Raw genomic sequence first — 21,138 nt, 5'->3', positions numbered from 1 at the left:
CGTCAGGCGGCTTCGAGCAGCATGGAGATGCCCTGGCCGACGCCGACACACATGGTGGCGACGGCTCGGCGGCCGCCCCGGCGACGCAGCTCCAGCGCGGCGGTGAGCGCGAGCCGGGCGCCGCTGGCACCGAGCGGGTGGCCCAGCGCGATGGCCCCACCGTTCGGGTTGACGTGTTCGGCGTCCTCGGGCAGGCCCAACTCCCGCAGCACCGCGACGGACTGGGCGGCGAACGCCTCGTTCAACTCGATCACGTCGAGGTCGGTCACGGAGAGGCCCTGCCGCTGAAGCAGTCGCCGGGTCGCCGGCACCGGGCCGATGCCCATGATCCGCGGCGGCACCCCGGCCGTCGCCGTCCCGACGACGCGGGCCAGCGGGGTGAGACCGTACTCCTCGACGGCCCGCTGCGAGGCGACCAGCAGCGCCACCGCACCGTCGTTGACCCCGGAGGAGTTGCCGGCGGTCACCGTGCCGCCGGTACGGAACGGGGTGGGCAGCGCGCCCAGCTTCTCCATCGAGGTCTGCCGGGGGTGCTCGTCGACCTCGACCAGCCGCGTCTCGCGCCGACCGGCAGGCACGGTCACCGGCACGATCTCCTCGGCCAGCCGGCCGTCGGCCTGCGCCTTGGCGGCCCGCATCTGCGAGCGGTACGCGAACTCGTCCTGGGCGAGCCGGTCGACACCGAACTCGACGGCGACGTTCTCCGCCGTCTCCGGCATCGAGTCGACCCCCCAGCCCTGCTCCATCAGCGGGTTGACCAGCCGCCAGCCGATCGTGGTGTCGTACATCTCGGCGGCGCGGGAGAAGGCGCTGGTGGCCTTCGGCATGACGAACGGGGCCCGGCTCATGCTCTCCACCCCGCCGGCGACCATCAGATCGGCCTCCCCGGCGACGATCGCCCGCGCGGCGGTGGCCAGCGCGTCGAGGCCGGAGCCGCAGAGCCGGTTGACCGTGCTGCCGGAGACCTGCTCCGGCAGGCCGCCGAGCAGCGCCGCCATCCGGGCCACGTTGCGGTTGTCCTCACCGGCCTGGTTGGCGCAGCCGAACACCACGTCGTCGGTGCGGGACCAGTCCACCGACGGGTGCCGGGCGACCAGTTCGCGGATCACGTGCGCGGCCAGGTCGTCGGGGCGTACGCCGGCGAGGGCGCCCGCGTACCGGCCGATCGGGGTGCGGACACCGGCCACCAGGTATGCCACGGTCATCGCGAGTCCTTCGGGGGTGGGAAGGCAGGGGTGGGGAGCGTCCAGCGGATCAACCAGGACGTCCTGCCGCCAGGATATCGCCGCCGAGTCCGGATAGGTTTGTCGGCATGGCAGGAGCCCAGTTCAGCGCGGAGACCAGTGAGGCCGGCGCGTTCGTCCGTCAACCCAACCGGTTCACCGGTCGGGTCACCCCGCACTCCGGTTCGCCGCCCGGTGCCGGGCCGGACGAACAGGACCGCTGGCCGCTGGAGCCCGGCCGGTACCGGCTGATCTGGTGCCGGGCCTGCCCGTGGTCGCACCGGGCGCTGATCGTCCGCAATCTGCTGGGCCTGGACGAGGCCATCTCACTGGGCACCGTCGATCCGATCCGCGACGAGCGGGGCTGGCGGTTCACCCTCGACCCGGACGGCTTCGACCCGGTGCTGGGCGTCGGCTTCCTCGCCGAGGCGTACCTGGCCACCGATCCCGACTACACCGGCCGGGTCACCGTGCCGGCGCTGATCGACACCGTCACCGGGCGGGTGGTCACCAACGACTATCCGCAGCTCACCCTGGACCTGTCCACCGAGTGGCGGCGGCTGCACGCACCGGACGCACCGGATCTGTACCCGGTCGAGCTGCGCCCGGAGATGGACCAGCTGATGGCAGACATCCACCGCGACGTCAACAACGGCGTCTACCGGTGCGGCTTCGCGACCTCCCAGCAGGCGTACGACGAGGCGTACACGGCGCTGTTCGCACGCTTGGACGCGCTGTCGCTGCGGCTGGCCGAGCAGCGGTACCTGATGGGCGACACGATCACCGAGGCGGACGTGCGGCTGTTCGTCACGCTGGTCCGCTTCGACGTGGCGTACCACGGACACTTCAAGTGCAACCGGCGCAAGCTCACCGAGATGCCGGTGCTGTGGGCGTACGCCCGGGATCTGTTCACCACCCCCGGTTTCGGGGAGACAGTCGACTTCGACCACATCAAGCGGCACTACTACGCCACCCATCACGAGATCAACCCGACCGGCATCGTGCCGCTCGGCCCGGACCTGCACGGCTGGACGACGCCGCACGGACGTGGCTGAGCGCCGAGCCACGGACGTGGCCGAGCGCCGTGCCGCGGGTGTGGTCGAGCGCCGTGCCACGGGCGCGGCGGTCTGCGTGCTCGTCGGCGCGGTCGCGGCGACGTTCGCCGTGGTCGCCGGTCCCGGCCCGGGCCTGACCGGGTACGTCAGCGAGGCCGGCGTGGCCGACAGCATCTACGCCTGGACGTACCGGCTCGGGGTGCTCACCCTGGGTGCCGCGCTCCTGCTGCTCGCCGCGGCCCTACGCGACCAGCCCGCTGACGACGCCGCGTCCCGACCGGCGCGACAGCCCGACAGAGCCGTGCGGATCGCGGTGGTGCTGCTCGTCGTCGGGGCGGTGGCCACCGCCCTGTCCGGCGCGGTGACCTGTAGCGACGGCTGCCCGTTACCGCCGTTCGAGACACCCACCGTGGCGGATCTGGTGCACGGCGCGGCGAGCATCGTCGCCGCCGGTGCCACGGTCCTCGCCATGATCGCGATCCTGGTCTCCCGGGCAGCGGCGCCGCTGCGCCGCACCGCCACGATCTGCGTGGCGGCGGCCCTGCCGCTGGCGGGCGCGCTCGGCCTCGCCATGCTGCTCGTCGGCCGGGGAACGCTGGCCGGCCTGCTGGAACGACTGCTGCTGCTGGTGATCGTCGCCTGGGGTGTGGTCACCGCCGCGATCCTGGCGACCGCGGATCCTGGCGACCGCGAGAAGATGAACCCATGAGTACGTTGTTCACACCGCTGACGCTGCGCGCGGTCACCCTGCCCAACCGGATCGCGCTGGCCCCCATGTGTCAGTACAGTGCCGGCCCCGACGGCCTCCCCCACGACTGGCACCTGGTGCACCTCGGTACACGGGCGGTCGGTGGCGCCGGCCTGGTGATGACCGAGGCGACCGCGGTGCTGCCCGAGGGACGGATCAGCCCGCAGGACACCGGCATCTGGTCCGACCGGCACGTCGACGCCTGGCGTCCGGTGACCCGGTTCGTGGCCGCCCACGGCGCGGTGCCCGTCGTACAGCTCGCGCACGCCGGGTTCAAGGCGTCGACCTACCGGCCCTGGGACCCGCATCGGGGCGGAGTACCCGACGCCGAGGGCGGGTGGACTCCGGTCGGGCCCACCGAGCAGCCGTTCCTCCCGGAGTACCGGACGCCGACCGCCCTGGACGAGGCGGGCATCGCCGCCGTGGTGGAGGCGTTCGCGGTGGCGGCCGACCGGGCACTGGCCGCCGGATTCGCCGCCGTGGAGGTGCACGCGGCACACGGCTACCTGCTGCACGAGTTCCTGTCCCCGCTGACCAACCACCGCACCGACGCCTGGGGCGGCGACCGGGCCGGGCGGATGCGGCTGACCCTGGAGGTCGCCCGCGCGGTCCGCGCCGCCGTCGGTGAGCAGGTGCCGGTACTGGCCCGGATCTCGGCCACCGACTGGGTCGAGGGCGGCTGGACGGTCGACGACAGCGTGGCGCTCGCCGTCGAGCTGGCCCGGGCCGGGGTCGACCTGGTCGACTGTTCGTCGGGCGGGGCGTCGCCGAACGCCACCGTCCCGGTCGGCCGTGGTTACCAGGTGCCGCTCGCCGCCCAGGTGCGCCGGGAGGCGCAGGTGCCCACCGGGGCGGTCGGCCTGATCGTCGAGCCGGAACAGGCCGAGGCGATCATCGCGGACGGCGAAGCCGACCTGGTGCTGCTCGGTCGCGAGCTGCTGCGTAATCCGTACTGGCCGCGCCAGGCCGCCGCCAAGCTCGGCGCGGAGACCACCTGGCCCGAGCCGTACCTGCGGGCGGCCTGAAGGCCCGAGGCTGAGCCCGGCAGGTCACACTGCCGGGCTCAGCCCGCTGGGTGGCACTGCCGGGCTCAGCCCGCCAGGTGGCCCCACTTGTCTTCCAGGTCGCACCACGGCCCCTGGGCCGCCACCACACCGTCGGTGAGCACCACGACATGGTCGGCCCGCACCAGCGCGGCCCGCTTCGACGTGGAGCCGACGACTGTCACACCGTGCTCGCGCAGCGCCTGCCACAGTGCCAGCTCGGTGGTGACGTCCAACGCGGAGGAGACGTCGTCGGCGACCAGCAGTTCGGTGCGCGGCGCCAACGCCCGGGCCAGCGCCAGGCGCTGGAGTTGGCCGCCGGAGAGCCGGGTGCCCTTGTGCCCGATGAGCAGCCCGAGCCCGCTGCCGGTGGCCGCCAGGTCGTGTTCCAGCTGGGCGGTGGCCACCGCGTGCCGGGCGTCGACCGGATGCCCGAGGGTGATGTTGTCGGCGACCGTGCCGGAGAGCACCCGGGGCAACTGGCCGACGTAGCCGACCTGGTTGGGGCGCAGGAACAACTCCGGCTCGGTGACCGGATCGTCGTTCCAGGTCAACTGCCCGATGTGCGGGGCGATCCCGGCCAGGGCGCGCAGCAGGGAGGACTTGCCCGAACCGACCGGGCCGACGATCAGGACGAGCTGGCCACGCTCCACGGTCAGGTTGACATCGCGTACCGCCACGGTGCCGTCGGTGTGCCGTACGCCGAAATTGGTCAGCTCCAGCCGACGCAGCGGGGTACGCGGCGCCTGCGGTGGGGCGGGCGCCGTCCCTGCCATGAGATCGACACCCGGGATCCGCGCCGAGTACGCCTCGACGCCGGCCATCTCCACCGTCCGACGCGTCCACACCCGAGCCGACGGCACCTGCGAGACCAGCGACGCGGTGGTCCACGCGAACCAGCGGGCCGCGCCCAGCGTGGCGACCGCGACCAGCGCCGCCCCGGCGGTCAGACCGCCGGACAGATACAGCGCCCAGACGCCGATCGGCAGCAGGCCGCTGGCCAGTGCCGGGGTGGACCGGGCCCACACCTGCACGGCGATCTCCCGACGCTGCCGGTCGCTGCGGACCGTGTCGAGGCCGGCCAGGTGGGTCAGTACCGGCCGGGTGGCCCCGGCGAGCTTCACCGTCCGGGCCGCCGAAAGGCTGGACACCAGCGCGGTGGCGAAGGCGGCGCGGGCGGCCACCGTGTCGCGGGCCGCGCGTTCCAGTCGCGGCCCGAACGCCGTCGCGGCCAGCCCGGACAGCACCATCGTGCCGATGAAGAACAGCCCCGGCACCACGCTGTCGGTGACCACGGTCATCACCACCAGCAGGATCACCGCGACCGTCTGATCCAGCACGTTGTCGGCCAGTTGGACGACGCGTTCGGTGTCACCGCCCTGGGCCACCACCTCGGCGGGGCTGTGCCGACTGATCCGGCGTGGACCGGTCTGCCCGTGCACCAGGCGGGCACTGATTCGCAGCATCTGCCGGACGAACCAGGCGGGGAACCACAGGTGGGTCCAGTAGTTGGCGGGAATGGCGAGGATCAGGCCGGCCGCGATGCCCAACGCGGGCAGCCACGGACTACCGGTGCCGTCCACCACGTCGACCCAGAGCCAGGCCAGCAACGGCCCGTCCAGACCGAACACGGTCAGTACGGAGAAGATGCCGATGGCTGCCAGGCCGTAGCGGGGATCGTTGAGGCAGAGCCGGACGATCTCCCGCATCGTCTGGAACCGGGACGCCGGTCGACGCTCCACCCCCGGCCCACCTGCCGGCACGTCACCGCCGCCCTCGGTACGCCCGCCGCCCTGGCGTCCCTCGACCGGCTCGACCGGTTCGGGTCCGACGACCGGCGCGGGATCGTCGGCGGACCGCTCGACGCCCGGCATCGACGATCCGCCGCGTTCACCGCCGAGCGGGCCACCCGACAGCGCGGCAGCGTCGGGGAACGCGCCGGCGGCCAACTCCGTCGAGGCGGCCCCGACCAACGCCGGTTCACCCTGCGCGCCGTCGGATCGCACGAGCACGGCGGCGTCGTACGTGTCCGCGTGGCTGGCCGCGAGCAGCTCGGCGAAGCGGCGGGAACTGGCCAGCGGGCCGGCCTCCACCACCGCGCCGTCGGCCAGCACCACCACCTCGTCGCACTCGCGTACGGAGGAGAGCCGGTGCGCGATGACGATGCCGATCCGGTCGCGCAGCAGCCGCGAGGTGGCCCGCTGTACCCGTGCCTCGGTGACCGGGTCGAGCCGGGCGGTGGCCTCGTCCAGGATCACCACGTGCGGGTCGCGGACCAGGATGCGGGCGAAGGCGACCAACTGCTCCTGCCCGGCCGACAGCACATGCCCGCCCTCGCCGAGCCGGGTGTTCAGGCCGGCGGGCAGCTCGGCGATCCAGCCGGCCAGGTCCAGCTCGTGCAGGGCCCGTTCGGCGGCGTCGAGCAGTTCGGGGTCGAACAGCGCCACGTTCTCGGCGAGGGTGCCGGCCAGGATCTCGGTACGCTGCGGCACCACGGCGATCCACCGACGTAGCTCCTCCACGTCCAGGTCGAGCACGTCCCGCCCGCCGAGCAGCACCGTGCCGGCCGGCACGTCGACAGCCCGGGTGAGCACCTTGGCCAGCGTCGACTTGCCCGAGCCGGTCCGCCCGACAAGCGCGTACGACCGGCCGCGGACGAAGGTCAGGTTGACCTCGCGCAGCGCCGGACCCCGCTCGGCCTCCGACTCGACCGGGTAACGGAAGGTCAGGTCACGGATGACCAGGTCCCCGTCGACCGGGGAGTCGCCGCCGGTCGGTTCCTGCTCGGCGTTCTGCAGCAGTTGCACCCGACCCCAGGCGCCGAGGGCGTACTGCACGTCGGGCACCATCCGGCTGACGTGTTCGACGGTCATGCCCAGGGAGAGCGCGAGCAGCCAGATCGCAGTCAACTGGGCGGCGTCCACCCGGCCGGTGCCGAACGCCCACACCCCGCCCAGCACCACCAGCGCGATGCCGGCCCGGGTCACCCCGGCCGCGATGGCGTTCACCTGCGCACCCATCCGCCAGACCCGCAGTCCGCGGCGGAGCACCTCGGACGCCCGGCGGGCGTACAGGCGCAGCACGTACGGCCGGGCCAGGCTGGTGCGTACGTCGTCCTGGCCGTGGATGGACTCCTCCATCACCGCCGCCAGGTCGGACCAGGCCGCCTCCTCCTTCATCCGCGCCGGGGCGATCCGACCGGCGGGCCGGCGCAGGGTGACCGCGAGCAGGACGGTCACCAGCAGCATGCCGATTCCGGCCGGCCACCAGACGGTGATCGCGACCAGGGTGGCCACCACACCCACCGCCAACGACTGGGCCAGCCGGATGCCCGGGCCGCGTACCCCGGAGGCCACGTCGTAGACGTCACCGTCGATGCGGTCGAGCATCTCCCCGACCGGCGTCGTCTCCAGGGCGGGCACGGGTTGCCCCAGCGCCACCCGACAGAGCCGGCGGCGCAGGTCGGCGGACCAGTCGGCGGTCACCCCGGCCATCACCAGGCTGACCACCAGGTCGCTGAGGACAGCGGCGGTCAGGGCGATCGTCAGCAGCACGAAGAAGACGACGGACCGGTTCACCAGCACCGGCCCGGCCAGCGCGGCGGTGGCCGCCTGGCCGATGCCGCCCATCACGACCAGAACGGCCACCAGGGTCATCCTGCGGGGCGAAGTGACCCACAGATCACGAAGCAGTCGCACGGGTCGCGTCCTCCGGTGTGATGGCGAAGGTTCTAGCCTGAGGGCAGGACCGTGCCGCTTCAACGCCTTTTTTGCGCAATCCGGCCCGACCCGTTGCTTTCCGCCGGGTCGCGTGCCGTAGTCACCAGCGGGGGACCACCGAGCAGTCAGGCGGCTCAGAACAGCACGGTCGCCAGCGTGCCGACCGGGCGGAACCCGCACCGCTCGTAGACCCGCCGGGCGGGCAGATTGAAATCGTTGACGTACAGGCTCACCGTCGGGGCGACCCGGTTGAGCGCGTCGCGCACCACGGCCGCCATCGCCGCCGTCGCGATCCCACGCCCACGCCACTCGGGCGCCACCCAGACCCCCTGGACCTGCGCCGTGTGCCGGGTGACAACCGCGAGCTCCGCCTTGAAGACCACCTGACCATCGACAATCCGGGCGTACGCCCGACCCGAGCGGATCATCTCGGTGACCCGGCGGCGGTACCCGCGCCCGGCGTCCTCGGCCAGCGGCGAGACGCCGACCTCCTCGGTGTACATCGCCACGGCCGCCGGAAAGAGCAGGTCGAGCTCACTGCCACGAACCAGGCGTACGTGCGGGTCGGCGGGGACCCTGGGCAACGCCTCGGTGGCCAGCAACGGCTGATTGGGGCGTACGTCCCGGGCCGGCCCCCAGGTGTCGGAGAGCCGGTCCCACAGTTCCAGCACCGCGTCGGCCCGTCCCACGATCGACGAGCAGATCCGGTCCTCACCGGCGAGCAGATCGGCGAAGGCGGCGGTCGCCTGTCGGGTGGCCAGCACCGGGGTCAGGTTGCCGCCCAGCCAGCAGACCGATTCGAGCTGCCGGCGGGAGCCGTACCCGAGCACCCGCCCCTCGGCCCGCCACCACGCCAGCCCACGCGCGGCGATCCGCTCCGCGACCTGCGCACCCGCGTACGGGTCGAGGTCGAGCAGCCGCTCGACCGCGCGACGCTCTGACTCACCCAGTTGCCGCACCGGCGCCGTCAGCACGGTTACCAGCCTGCCAGATCCGCCCGAGTCGTGTTGGCGGACGGTAACCGTCCCCGCCACCTTCCGCGTCGAGGGCACCCGACACCCCATTCCCCCGCTCAAGATCGCGCTCGATCACAGATCGAGTGGTCTCGTCACGAGCACAAGCCACTCGATCCCACATCGAGCACGATCATGGGCGACTGTGGGGTGGGTCAGTGGACGGTGACGGTGGCGCCGGGGAGCAGGCCGCGCAGTTCCTCGGGCAGTTCGGCGCCCATCTCGTCGGCCAGCCGCAGCGCCTCTTCGATGAGGGTCTCCACGATCTGCCCCTCGGGCACGGTCTTGACGACCTGGCCCTTGACGAAGATCTGCCCCTTGCCGTTGCCGGAGGCGACACCCAGGTCGGCCTCGCGGGCCTCGCCGGGGCCGTTGACCACGCAGCCCATCACGGCCACCCGCAGCGGCACCGGCAGCCCTTCCAGGCCGGCGGTGACCTCCTCGGCGAGCTTGTAGACGTCCACCTGGGCACGCCCGCAGGACGGGCAGGAGACGATCTCCAGGCCGCGCTCGCGCAGCCCGAGGGACTCCAGGATCTGGTTGCCGACCTTGATCTCCTCGACCGGCGGCGCGGACAGCGACACCCGGATGGTGTCGCCGATCCCCTCGGCCAGCAGCGCGCCGAAGGCGACCGCCGACTTGATGGTGCCCTGGAAGGCCGGGCCGGCCTCGGTCACGCCCAGGTGCAGCGGGTAGTCGCACTGCTCGGCGAGTTGGCGGTACGCCCGGATCATCACCACCGGGTCGTTGTGCTTGACCGAGATCTTGATGTCCCGGAAGCCGTGCTCCTCGAACAGCGAGCACTCCCACAGCGCCGACTCGACCAGGGCTTCGGCAGTGGCCTTGCCGTACTTGGCGAGCAGCCGCTTGTCCAGGGAACCGGCGTTGACGCCGATGCGGATCGGCGTACCGGTGGCGGAGGCCGCTGCGGCGATCTCCTTGACCTTGTCGTCGAACTGACGGATGTTGCCGGGGTTGACCCGCACGGCCGCGCAGCCGGCGTCGATCGCGGCGAAGACGTACTTCGGCTGGAAGTGGATGTCGGCGATGACCGGGATCTGTGACTTGCGGGCGATCGCCGGCAACGCCTCCACGTCGTCCTGGCTGGGCACCGCGACCCGGACGATCTGGCAGCCGGAGGCGGTCAGCTCGGCGATCTGCTGGAGAGTGGCGTTGACGTCGGCGGTCAGGGTGGTGGTCATCGACTGCACGGAAACCGGCGCGCCACCACCGACCGGCACCGAACCGACCATGATCTGGCGGCTCGCCCGGCGGGGGGCCAGCGGCGGCGGCGGTACGGCAGGGATACCGAGGCTGACAGCTGTCACTTCAGGCACTCACCTTGGGAAGAGGGTGATCGGGTTGACGACGTCCGCAGTGATCGTGAGCAGGGTGAACACCCCACCGATCAGGATCACCACGTACGTGAAGGGCATCAGTTTGAAGTAGTCGACGCGGCCCGGGTCGGGGCGGCGCAGTCGCGCGTACACCCAGGAGCGGGCCCGCTCGAACCAGGCGATGGCGATGTGGCCGCCGTCCAGTGGCAGCAGCGGCAGCAGGTTGAACACCCCGATGAAGAAGTTCAGCGAGATGAACAACATGATGAAGATTTCCCAGGCGTTGTTGGCGACGGCCTCGCCGCCGAGCACGCTGGCGCCGACCACGCTGATCGGGGTGTCGATGTCGCGTTCGCCGCCGGTGATGGCGGTCCAGAGCGCGGGGATCTTCTCCGGCAGGCGCTGCAACGCCTTCGCGGTGGCCACCGCCATGTCGCCGATGAAGGTGCTGGTCGCGCCGACGGCCTCCACCGGACCGTAGGAGACCAGACCCGGGGTGCTCAGGACCAGGCCGACGCCGAGCGCGGAGACCTCGGTGACCGGGCCGTCCGGGTTGTCGATCGGCGGACGCTTGGTGGTCGCCAGGGTGGTCTCGGTGGTGCCGGGCTGGCCGTCGCGCTCGTACCCGATGGTGGCGGTGCTGCCCGGGGTGGTGGCCCGCAGCGTGGTCAGCAGCTCGCCGTAGTTGTTGATCGGGGTGCCGTTGATCGAGGTGATCCGGTCGCCGTTGCGCAGCCCGGCCGCCCCGGCGGGGCTTGCCGCGTCGCCCGCGGCGCACTCCCGGTAGGTGGTGTCCGGCAGGACGCAGTCCTGGATGGCGATCACCGCGGGCTCGGCGCGGATCTGCTGCTCGTCCCGCGGGAAGTCGGGGTTGGGCAGGCCGAAGGTCATCGCCGCCAGCCAGGCCGCGAAGATCGCCAACCCGAAGTGGGTGATCGACCCGGCGGACATCACGATGGTCCGCTTCCACACCGGGTAGCGCCACATGGCCCGCTTCTCGTCGCCGGGCTCGACGTCGTCGTCCTGCGGCGTCATGCCGACGATCTTGCAGAAGCCACCGAGCGGGATGCCCTTGAGGCCGTACTCGGTCTCGCCCCGCTTGAAGGAGAAGATCGTCGGGCCGAAGCCGACGAAGTAGCGGGTGACCTTCATGCCGAAGGCCTTGGCGGTGAGCATGTGGCCGGCCTCGTGCAGGCTGACCGAAACCAGGATGCCGAGGGCGAACAGCGCCACCCCGAACGCGAACGACATCAAGCTCCTTCCACCGCAGCAGCGATGATCTCCTGCGCGTGCGCGCGGGCCCACGACTCGGCTTCGAGTACGTCCTCGACGGTACCCGGTTCACCGAAATCGGGAGCTCCCTCCAGCACTCGCTGTAGCGTGTCGACGATGCCGAGGAAGGGCAGTCGCCCGGCGACGAACGCCGCGACGCACTCCTCGTTCGCCGCGTTGTAGATCGCCGGTCGGCAGCGCCCCGCCTCACCGGCCGCCTTGGCCAGCGCCACCGCCGGGAACGCCTCGTCGTCGAGGGGCGCGAACTCCCAGGTGTGACTGGTCGTCCAGTCGACGGCGGCGGCGGCGTCCGGCACCCGGTCCGGCCAGCCGAGGCCGAGGGCGATCGGCAGCCGCATGTCCGGCGGGCTGGCCTGGGCGATCGTGGAACCGTCGACGAACTCCACCATCGAGTGGATCACCGAGGTCGGATGGATCATCACGGTGATGTCGGCGTACGGCACGTCGAACAGCTCGTGCGCCTCGATCACCTCCAGCGCCTTGTTGACCATGGTCGCCGAGTTGATCGTGACCACCGGCCCCATGTTCCAGGTCGGGTGTGCCAGGGCCTGCTCGGGCGTGACGGCTGTCAACTCGTCGCGTCGCTTACCCCGGAAGGGCCCACCACTGGCGGTGACGATCAGTCGGCGTACCTCGGCCCGGGTGCCGGAGCGCAGGCACTGGGCGAGGGCGGTGTGCTCCGAATCCACCGGGACGATCTGCTCCGGCCGCGTCACCGCGGCCTTGACCAGCGAGCCGCCGGCGACGAGGGACTCCTTGTTGGCCAACGCGAGCGTACGACCGGCGCGCAGCGCGGCCAGGGTCGGCGCCAGCCCGAGGGACCCCACCACCCCGTTGAGTACGACGTCACAGGGCCACTGCGCCAACTCGGTCATCGCGTCCGGCCCGGCCACGATCTTGGGCAGCTTGAACTCCCCGCTGGCCCAGCCCCGCCGACTGGCCTCGGCGTAGAAGGCCAACTGGAGGTCCTGGGCGGCGGAAGCCTTGGCCACCCCGACCGCCTCGACGCCGAGTTCGAGCGCCTGGGCGGCGAGCAGGCCGACGTTGCCGCCACCGGCACCCAGCGCCACCACCCGGAACCGGTCCGGGTTGCGTCGCACGATGTCGATGGCCTGGGTACCGATCGACCCGGTAGAACCCAGCAACACAAGATCACGGGGGGAACTCACGCCGCCCATTCTTCCCCACGCCGCTGGGCGAGAAGGAAGGGCACCTTATTAACGCCTGCGGTAGAGGAAGGGCCCCTTGTTAACAACGAGCTACCCGCAGGAAGAACGGCACTGCGGCGGCAGCGTACTCGCGCGGCCGGTCGATGACGTCCCTGCGCCGGTTACCCGCAGACACGATCTCGCCGAGCAGCACCGCCGTGGCGATGTCGACAGCGGTGCGGCCACCACCTGGCCAGCGAACCACACCCAGCCGGCGTCAAGGCCCTAACCGCCCGTCCCGATCTCCTTCCGGTCAGACCCTGCCCTGTCACACTGTCCAGCCCTGCTGATCGTCAGGCCATCCGACGTGATCGACACCGTTACGCCCGAACGGCGGTGTCCCCCTGCCGTGGTCACCACCATTCCGCCGAATTGCTGACTGATCATGGCTGGGCCGGGCGGACATACACAGCATTGCGAGCCTTCGGCTGACCTCAACAACCTGAGGGCCTGAGCACTTCGCTGCGACGGCCCTCGCCGACTTCGCCGTCGCCGATCAATCGAGCTGCGCGCGGCGGAGGGCTTCGCGGGAGAGGAAATCGGCTCGGCGGATGACCTCCGGGAGGCGGTAGCGCGGGCTCAGGTCGAGGGTCAGCGTGGTCGCCTGATGCAGGGTGGTGCGGTGGCCCACCGACACGAACACCGGCTTGACGCCGGTCTGCGTACGCAGCACCCGGCCCAGCACCTCGCCGTCGGCCCGCAGTGGCGACCAGTCGCCCCGGCTTCCGCCCGGCTCGTCGTACCCGGCGACGAAGGGGGTCTTCGCCACCCCGAAGGTCGGCAGCCCGGCGACCACGCCCAGGTGACAGGCCAGCCCGAAGCGTCGGGGATGGGCGATGCCGTACCCGTCGCACACCACCAGGTCCGGGCGCGCCGCGAGCCGGTCGAGCGCCGTCAGCAGGATCGGCACCTCGCGAAACGCCAGCAGCCCGGGAACGTACGGGAAGCTCACCTCGCCGGGCACGACGGCCGACTCCACCTCGACGCCGGTGGCCAGGTCGAAGACCACCGCGGCGGCCGTGACACACGGCGACGATCTGTCGTACGACACGTCGACGCCGGCCACGAGTCGTGGCGCGGTGGTCAGGTGTTCGTGCAGGTCGAGACGCTGCCGCAACTGTTCCTGGATGCCCTCGGCCTCCGCCACCGTCGCAGGAGCCACCAAGGCAGGAGCTACCGAGGCAGGAGCTACCGAGGCAGGAGGGGCGGGCTGCTCACCGGGGTCGGGTGGTCGAGTCACGCCGAGCGGGCCAGGACGAAGGTCTCCAGCTCCTCGCCGCCGTACCAGTCGCTGCGGCGACCGACGGGTGTCATGCCGAGCCGGCGGGCCACCGCCATCGAGGCGGTGTTGCCGGGGGCGATCACCGCGTGGATCAGCGGTGTGCCGGTGGCGAATTCCCGTTCCATGCAGGCGCGTGCGGCTTCGGTGGCGTATCCGTTGCCCCAGGCTTCCGGGTGTAGGTGCCAGCCCACCTCGATGTCATCGGTGAGCACCTGCTCGTCGCGCCCCGGCAACGGCTTGATCATCACCGTGCCGACCACCACGCCGGTCTCGCGCACCTCGACCGCCCACAGGCCGTACCGCTCGCCGTACGCCGCGTGTCGTCGGTGCCACCTTGCCAGCAGCTCGGCCGCCTGTGCCGGGTCCGTCAACGGGAACCTCGATGCGGCGCCGAGCCACTGGGCGATCTCCGGCCGGGAGTAGATCTCGAACAGCCGGGCCAGGTCCGCCGGCCGATCGGTCCAGTCCCGCACGAGTAGCCGCTCGGTGGTCGCGATCGTCATGAACCATGATCATAATTATCGCCGACCTGGCCGCAACACCATTTGGAACACGACGGGCGATCCAGGTAGACCTTGGCACCCCCGATCAGCTGGTGGAGCGAATTGCCCCGGCCGATGCATCGCGCACCGGCCGGGGCAACGATCACCCGAGCTGGTCAGTTCACCACCACAGGGCGGCGGCGACCTGCGGGTACAGGCCCTCGGGGTGAGCCCGGAACAGCGGCTCGGTGCCGAACAGGGTCACGTTCGCCCCCTTCGCCACGCCACTGACCACTACCGCGTGACCGGCGGCGGCCTCCTGGCCACCCCAGTGCCCGGCGAGGAAGAAGCCCTCGGCGGCCAGGCGCTGGTCGACGCGGACGCCGTCCCCGACGCGGGTGAAGTACTGCGGTGCGTCGACGAACGCGGTCGGCAGCGCGTTACCGGTGATCGGCGAAGCCGGGTCGTTGATCACCTTGACGATGCCGTTGGCGTCGCTGCGTCCCGCCGCGATTGTCACGTCGAGCAGCCCGGCGCGGTCGTTGAACTGCTTTCCGCTGGACCCGCGCCCGACGATGGTGCCGCCGTCGGCCAGCCACTGGTTGAACGCGGCGGCCTGGGTGGCGTTGAGGCTCAACGGGTTGAACGCCGTCGTCGAGACGAAGAAGGCGTCGAAGTCGGCGAAGGACAGGATGCCGTTGTTGAACGCGGTGTGCGTCACCGAGATCGGCTGGAAGCCCATCTGCTGCAGGGCGAAGATCTCACCACCGTTGGCGGCGACACCGAGGCGCGTCTTCGACACCGGGGTGGTGTTGCGGACCTGCGGCGGGGTCATCCGGATGAACTCCACCCCGTACGCCTCGGCGACCTGGCGGACGACGGTCAGGTCACCGGGCACCACGAAGGTGCCGTCGGCGGTCCGGGACAGCCGTACCCCGTCGTTGAGCAGCTGGTTGACCGCCTGGATGCCGGCCACGGAGTCGACGACCAGGCCGTAGTGGGCCTGCTTGCCCGGCGGCACGGAACCGGTGGCGCGGGCCTCGGTGACCGTGCGCAGCGCCTTGTCGTCCAGGGTGACGTTGCCGTCCACCTGCTGCACGGTGGCGCCCCAGAGGTGACCGTGGCTCCAGGCCGAGATGTCGTACATCGCGTTGAAGTCGTTCGTCACGTCCCGCCCGACCCCGAGCAGGGTGCTGGCCAGGCCCCGCTTGGCCTGACGCATGTCGACGACGTAGGTGCCGGCCTCGTAGTGGGTGCCGCCCAGCTTGAACGGCCGCGAGGCGCGCTGCACCTCAAGGTCGTTGTCGAGCATGAACTGCACCAGCCGGGCCGCCGCGGTGGCGCTGCGCTGGTCCTTGCCGGCCGGGATGACGTACGCGCGGGCGAAGTCCTGCAGGTGCGTCTTGACGTTGTCGCCGCGGGCCAGCGAGATGGCCAGCGGGTCGTCGATCGGCCGGGTCGACTCACCGTCGACGCCACGGCGGAACCACTCCAGCTGGTTGGCGAGCAGTTCCTCGCGGTTCTGGGTGGCGTACTCGAAGTTGCCGCGGATGGTGGCGGCGGCGACGGCGGTGTTGATCCGGGTGCGCTCGTGGCGCTCGGCGACGGTCAGGTTGCCGCGCGGGTTGAGCGGCACCTCGATGGTGTGGCCGATGGCGCCGTGGTACATGGCGTACATCGGGGTGAAGATCGGCGGCCAGTCGTCCCAGCCCTGGGTGCGGTCCCGGAACGGGATGTCGTTGCGCCGGGTGCCGTCGGAGTTGACGCAGCTGGCCCGGGTCTCGCCGGTGGCCAGCACGGCCCGCTCCATGGACAGCCCGTTGCGCAGCGCGTGCTTGATGTACAGGTCGTACTCGTAGTTGTCGCCGTGCGGGCCGGTGGTCGGCTCGATGAGCGTGCAGTTGACGTACCCGTGGATGTCCAACATGGTCAGCGGGCTGTAGCGGACCAGCTGGGCCCGCACCGCGCGGACCTCCGGCTGCGAGGCCGTGATGTAGTCACGGTTCATGTCGAAGCCGTTGGCGTTGGCTCGGGTCGCGGCCACCCGGCCGTCCGGGTTGTTGGTGACCACGAAGGCGAAGACGTGCTTGTTGAGCATGTCCACGATCGCCGGGTCGGTGGAGAACGCCAGGTCCTGCAGGATCTGGAGGCTGGCGTCGGTGCCTTCCCACTCGTTGCCGTGGATGTTGTTGTTGACGAACAGCGGGGTGCGCCAGTTGGCGTACCCGCCGGCGGCCAGCTTGGCCTGCGCCGCGTGCGGGTCGTTGATCCGCAGGTCCGACAGCTGCTGCCAGGTCTTCCACTGGGCGTCGCTCATCGGTGCGGTGGCCACCACCAGGTGCAGGTCCCGGCCGAGCACGGACTGGCCGATCACCTCCACGCTGATCCGGTTGCTGCGCTGCAGGTTGCGCAGGGCCGCCGGGATGTCGTGGTACGGGATGAGGTTGAGCGGGATCGACGCGTCGGTCAGCTCCACCGGCACGTCGACGATGACATCGTTGCGGGGTTTGCCCGGCAGTTTGGCCGTTGCGGCCGGCTGGGCGGGCTGCCGTCCGGGGGCGTCGGCGGAGCGTCCACGCTGGCCGGGGCCGACGCCGAAAGGCAGCTCGGTGTCGGACTGGCCGCGCGGTGAGGCAGCGGCCGGGCCGCGCTCCGCCGGGTCGGGGGGTGCCGCCACGGCGGCGGACGCCGGTCCGAACAGCAGCGCCGCGGAGATCAGGGCTATCAGTGGTCGTCGTACAGCCACGCAGATACCTCGCTTCGAGGAGTGGGCGCAAGGTGGCGACTCTTGATCGCCAGCGCCGATGATTGGCTGTTCTACCAGCGACGACAGCACAAGTCGATAGCCGAGCCAGCGGGAGCGCTCCCCTGCCTATTCGCCGGTCAGGACGAAGGTCTCCACTTCGGTGCCGCCGTACCAGTCGGTGCGTCGGCCCAGACTGGACATACCGAGCCGCCGACAGACCGCCATCGACCGCTCGTTGCCCGGCATAACCACCGCGTACACCTGGCGGTTGCCTGCGGCGAACTCGCGGGCCAGCACGGCGCGGGCCGCCTCGGTGGCATAGCCGTGGCCCCAGGAATCAGGGTGCAGATGCCAGCCCACCTCGATGTCGTCGGTCGGGGTGTGGCCGTCGGCGCCGGGCAACGGCTTGAGCAGTACGCTGCCGGCCACCGTCCGGGTGTCGCGGACCTCGATCGCCCAGAGGCCGTACCGCCCGTCGTACGGGGCGTACCGCTGCCGCCAGGTGGCGAGCCGCTCGGCGGCCTGGTCGGGGTCGAGCAGCCGGCCCGCTCCCCCGCCGAGCCAACGCATCACGTCCTCACGGGAGTAGATGTCGAAGATCCGGGCGAGGTCGTCCGGCGAGTCGGTCCACTCTCGCAGCACGAGACGGTCGGTGCTGGCTACGGTCATGGCTGGCGATCCTAACGTCGCCGCGAACCCCTCGACGCGACCACGCGAGCACGCCGCCCGCCACCCTGCCGGCGCAGCCCGGGCGTGAGCGGAGCCGGTACGGGGAACAGGGGCGTGATGGGCGAGGCATGGCGGCGGACGAAGCGGATCACCCGGGCCGCCTTCCGGCCGGTACGCGGACGGGATCTGTCGTTGCACGCCGCCGCGATCACGTTCTACGGTGCGATCGCCGTGGTGCCGGTGGCCCTGCTGGCGATCTGGCTGACCACGCTGGTGGCGGGCGCCGACCGGGTACGACGGCTCACCTCGTACGCCGTGGAGGCACTGCCCGACGCGATCGGTGCGCCGCACGCGGTGGCCGCCCTGGTCGAGGCCGGGGTGGATCTGACGCCGTGGCTCGCGCTGGCCGCCGTGCTGCCCGCGTCACTGTACGGCGAAGGGCTGCGTCGGGCGTTCGTCTCGGTCGCCGCGCCCCGCTCCGATGAACACCTGATCGGCTGGCGGGGTCGGCTGTTGCTGCTGCCCCTGCTCGCGCCGGCCCCGGCGCTGCTGCTGGCCGTCCTGCTGGCCCTGCCGACCACCACCGGCCTGGTCCGCCGGGGCGGCTGGGCCGGCGCGCTCGGCGTGGTGCTCTCCTTCCTGGCGGTGTGGCTGGTGCTCACCCCGGTGCTGCTGTGGGTGTTCCGGGTGGTCGGTCGCGCGTCACCGGACTGGCTGTCGGCTCTGCTTGTGGGTTCGTTCACCGCGGCGAACCTCTCCGGTTTCCTGCACGGCTTCGTGCTGTTCGCCTCGCTCCCGCTGGACCTGGGCGTCCCCTTCGGCGGCCTCGACGAGGTGGGTGCCGCCGTCGCCATCCTCCTGTGGCTCTACGTCTTCCACGTCATCGTCCTGGCCGGCTACTCCGCCACCCTCGCCCTGTCCGGGTGGCGTGACCGCAGGCGACGCACCGCACCGGTCACCTCCTAGCCGAACGCGACAGCATGTCGCACTGCGGTCCGCCCGCCTGGATGCGCCGCAATCCCGAGCAGTCGATACTGACCCGCACGGAGCGACAAGGTCATTCCGCGCCAGGCACCTACATACCGGGATATCAGGAGGAGCAACCAGATGACCGACACGTCTGCACCCACCACGGCGGCCCGCAAGCCGCTCGGCTCGACCGTACGACTGCTGTCGATCCTGGTGATCATCGCCGGGCTGGTCATGCTGGCCGCCGGAGCCACCACATGGTTTGTCGTGCAGAGCCAGCTCGCCGACGAACGCATCACCGTCTCCGACGACGCCGACAACTTCGCCGGCAAGCAGATCAAGGGCCCGTTCACCGCGTACGCGGAGGCGGAGGTCATCGAGAAGCACGCGCTGGAGGCCAGCGGCGGCAAGACCTATGCCGAACTCGACCGGGAGGACCCCAACCGGCAGGTGGTGATGACAGGTTCGTTCCTGCGCTCGTCCCTGTTCACCTCGGTGGTGTCCTTCGGCGTCGCCGCCCTGGCGATGGGGATCGGGGTGGTGCTCGCGCTGATCGGCTACGCCCTGTTGGCCGTCTCCCGTCAGCTCAACGCCATCACGCCCGCATCGTCGAGCACCTCCTGACCAACCGAGGGCCGGCCACGAACCCCTCGGCGTTGGTGGCCGGCCCGCTACGGGTACGAACAGATCAGGCAGGTCGCGGGTTAGGGTGCGGGGATGACGGGTGAGCTGCCGGGCAGAGTCGACGTGGTGGTGGTCGGGTCGGGGCACAACGGGCTGGTCGCGGCGACCCTGCTGGCCCGGACCGGGCTCGACGTGCTGGTGTTGGAAAGCGCCGAGGTGATCGGTGGGGCGACCCGTACCGAGAACCCCTTTCCCAAGGTGCCGGCGCTGCGGCACTCCACCGGGTCGTACCTGCTCGGGCTGATGCCGCCGGAACTGCTCGCCGCGCTCGACGTGCGGATCCCCGTGCTGCGTCGCGACCCCCACTACTTCCTGCCCACCCCCGGCGGGGTCGGCTCGCCGTACCTGCTGTTCGGCACCGACACGAAGGCCACCCGAGAGCAGCTCGCCGAGTTCTTCTCCCCCGCCGACGTGGCCGCCGACGACGCCCTCCAGGCCGAACTGGCCGCGCTGCGGGCCGACCTGGCCCCGGCCTGGCTGGCCGAGCCGCTCGACGTCGAGCAGACCGCACAGCGTTACGTCCGTCCCGAGTTGCAACAGGTCTTCGTCGACCTCGTCCGGGGCTCGGTCGCCGACTACCTGGCCCGCTTCGAGTTCCGCTCCGAGCTGCTGGTCAGCATGTACGCGGTCACCGACGGCCTGTCCGGGCTCAACGCCGGCCCGGACGACCCCGGCACCGGTCACAACTTCCTGGTGCACAACATGTGCCGGCTACCCGGTGCCGGCGGCACCTGGATGATCGTCGAGGGCGGCATGGGCACCGTTTCGGGCACCTTCGCCGATGCGGCCCGCGCCTCCGGTGCCCGCATCGTCACCGGCGCACCCGTTACCGCGATCACGCTGGACTCAGGTGCCGCCAGTGGCGTGGTGCTCGCCGACGGCCGCGAGATCGGCGCCGAGGTGGTGCTCGGCGCCTGCGACCCGTACCGGCTGATGGAGCTGTTGCCCGACGGGGCGCTGCCCACCGCGCTCACCGATCGGATGGCGGCGGTCCGACGCACCGGCACCACTCTCAAGCTCAACCTGGCGCTGCGCGGCCTGCCCCGCTTCTCCTGCCTGCCGCAGGACGCGCCGAGCCCGTTCGGCTCCACGATCCACCTGCTGCCCGGGTCGGCGTCGCTGACCTCCGGCGGTGGTGAGTCCCCGATGGCGGCCCTGCGGGGGATGTGGGCGGACGTGCAGGCCGGGCGGCTGCCGGCGGAGCCGACCATCGAGTGGTACCTGCACACCACCGTCGACCCGTCGCTGGCCGACCCGGACGGGCACCACTCGTCGGCGCTGTTCGTCCAGTCGGTGCCGTACGAGTTGGCCGGCACCACCTGGGAGGCGGCGCTGCCCGGCTACGTCGACCAGTTGGTGGCCATCTGCGAGCGGTACGCCCCCGGCACCGCCGACCTGATCGCCGACGCGGTGCCGCTTCCCCCGCCCGGCATCGAGGCGCACTTCGGCATCACCGGCGGGCACATCCACCACGTCGACAACACCGTCTCGTTCACCGACCGGATGCCGTACGCCACCGGGGTCGACGGGGTGTACGCGGGCAGCGCCGGCTGTCACCCGGCGGGCAGCGTGATCGGCGCCGCCGGGCACAACGCGGCTCAACGCATCCTCGCCGACCTCGGCCGCTGAGCGCGCACGGGACGAGGTGCAAGGAAGGGCACCTTATT

General features: G+C 71.4%; 16 protein-coding genes. 6 read left to right on the top strand and 10 right to left on the bottom strand.

Annotated elements, in window-relative coordinates; translation table 11 throughout:
- Positions 1-2: 2 nt before the first annotated feature.
- Positions 3-1,205 (bottom strand): 3-oxoadipyl-CoA thiolase, encoded by a 1,203-nt coding sequence (gene pcaF, locus VAB18032_RS07250; protein ID WP_013732140.1) that lies wholly within the window; start codon positions 1,203-1,205, stop codon positions 3-5.
- A gap of 107 nt (positions 1,206-1,312) precedes the next feature.
- Between pcaF and VAB18032_RS07245 the strand changes: the two genes are divergently transcribed.
- From VAB18032_RS07245 to VAB18032_RS07235, 3 genes are read left to right on the top strand one after another with little or no spacing between them, the layout of a single operon-like run.
- Positions 1,313-2,278, top strand: a complete 966-nt coding sequence (locus VAB18032_RS07245) for a glutathione S-transferase family protein (RefSeq protein WP_013732139.1) — start codon at positions 1,313-1,315, stop codon at positions 2,276-2,278.
- Positions 2,271-2,987 carry a DUF998 domain-containing protein gene (locus VAB18032_RS07240; RefSeq protein WP_013732138.1) on the top strand — a complete coding sequence of 239 codons (717 nt, stop codon included), beginning with the start codon at positions 2,271-2,273 and terminating at the stop codon, positions 2,985-2,987. The genes VAB18032_RS07245 and VAB18032_RS07240 overlap by 8 nt, the downstream gene beginning before the upstream one ends.
- Entirely contained in the window at positions 2,984-4,051 is a 1,068-nt protein-coding gene (locus VAB18032_RS07235) for an NADH:flavin oxidoreductase/NADH oxidase (RefSeq protein WP_013732137.1), read from the top strand. Before VAB18032_RS07240 ends, VAB18032_RS07235 begins: the two co-directional genes overlap by 4 nt.
- A gap of 65 nt (positions 4,052-4,116) precedes the next feature.
- On the opposite strand, the gene VAB18032_RS07230 is transcribed toward VAB18032_RS07235, so the two are convergent.
- The 9 genes from VAB18032_RS07230 to VAB18032_RS07190 form a co-directional block, all read right to left on the bottom strand.
- A complete protein-coding gene (locus VAB18032_RS07230) occupies positions 4,117-7,767 on the bottom strand; it encodes an ABC transporter ATP-binding protein (protein WP_013732136.1) in 3,651 nt (1,216 codons plus the stop codon).
- Positions 7,768-7,922: 155 nt separating this feature from the next.
- Positions 7,923-8,762: a GNAT family N-acetyltransferase gene (locus tag VAB18032_RS07225; RefSeq protein ID WP_013732135.1), complete on the bottom strand. Its 840-nt coding sequence runs from the start codon at positions 8,760-8,762 to the stop codon at positions 7,923-7,925.
- A 194-nt stretch (positions 8,763-8,956) separates the two neighbouring features.
- A complete protein-coding gene (ispG, locus tag VAB18032_RS07220; RefSeq protein WP_013732134.1) occupies positions 8,957-10,129 on the bottom strand; it encodes a flavodoxin-dependent (E)-4-hydroxy-3-methylbut-2-enyl-diphosphate synthase in 1,173 nt (390 codons plus the stop codon).
- Between the two features lie 9 nt (positions 10,130-10,138).
- Positions 10,139-11,389, bottom strand: a complete 1,251-nt coding sequence (locus tag VAB18032_RS07215) for a M50 family metallopeptidase (RefSeq protein ID WP_013732133.1) — start codon at positions 11,387-11,389, stop codon at positions 10,139-10,141.
- On the bottom strand, positions 11,389-12,600 hold the full coding sequence (gene dxr / locus VAB18032_RS07210; protein WP_043719956.1) for a 1-deoxy-D-xylulose-5-phosphate reductoisomerase: 1,212 nt from the start codon (positions 12,598-12,600) through the stop codon (positions 11,389-11,391). Before dxr ends, VAB18032_RS07215 begins: the two co-directional genes overlap by 1 nt.
- 535 nt (positions 12,601-13,135) lie before the next feature.
- Positions 13,136-13,801, bottom strand: coding sequence for an endonuclease V (locus VAB18032_RS07205; RefSeq protein WP_193386293.1), 666 nt, complete (start codon positions 13,799-13,801; stop codon positions 13,136-13,138).
- Between the two features lie 74 nt (positions 13,802-13,875).
- Entirely contained in the window at positions 13,876-14,424 is a 549-nt protein-coding gene (locus VAB18032_RS07200) for a GNAT family N-acetyltransferase (protein ID WP_013732130.1), read from the bottom strand.
- Between the two features lie 160 nt (positions 14,425-14,584).
- A complete protein-coding gene (locus VAB18032_RS07195; protein WP_013732129.1) occupies positions 14,585-17,149 on the bottom strand; it encodes a M14 family metallopeptidase in 2,565 nt (854 codons plus the stop codon).
- 126 nt (positions 17,150-17,275) lie between these two features.
- Positions 17,276-17,818 (bottom strand): GNAT family N-acetyltransferase, encoded by a 543-nt coding sequence (locus tag VAB18032_RS07190; protein WP_013732128.1) that lies wholly within the window; start codon positions 17,816-17,818, stop codon positions 17,276-17,278.
- Between the two features lie 117 nt (positions 17,819-17,935).
- Here VAB18032_RS07190 and VAB18032_RS07185 point away from each other — a divergent pair, with 117 nt between their 5' ends.
- From VAB18032_RS07185 to VAB18032_RS07175, 3 genes are all read left to right on the top strand, one after another.
- Positions 17,936-18,784, top strand: a complete 849-nt coding sequence (locus tag VAB18032_RS07185; RefSeq protein ID WP_013732127.1) for a YhjD/YihY/BrkB family envelope integrity protein — start codon at positions 17,936-17,938, stop codon at positions 18,782-18,784.
- A gap of 141 nt (positions 18,785-18,925) precedes the next feature.
- Positions 18,926-19,411, top strand: coding sequence for a hypothetical protein (locus VAB18032_RS07180; RefSeq protein ID WP_013732126.1), 486 nt, complete (start codon positions 18,926-18,928; stop codon positions 19,409-19,411).
- Positions 19,412-19,504: 93 nt separating this feature from the next.
- A complete protein-coding gene (locus tag VAB18032_RS07175) occupies positions 19,505-21,100 on the top strand; it encodes a phytoene desaturase family protein (protein WP_013732125.1) in 1,596 nt (531 codons plus the stop codon).
- Positions 21,101-21,138 lie beyond the last annotated feature (38 nt).

The sequence above is a fragment of the Micromonospora maris AB-18-032 genome (genome assembly GCF_000204155.1).
GTDB lineage: Bacteria > Actinomycetota > Actinomycetes > Mycobacteriales > Micromonosporaceae > Micromonospora > Micromonospora gifhornensis.
The sequence above is the reverse complement of the archived record's forward strand: the minus strand, read 5'-3'. Positions and strand labels throughout refer to the sequence as shown.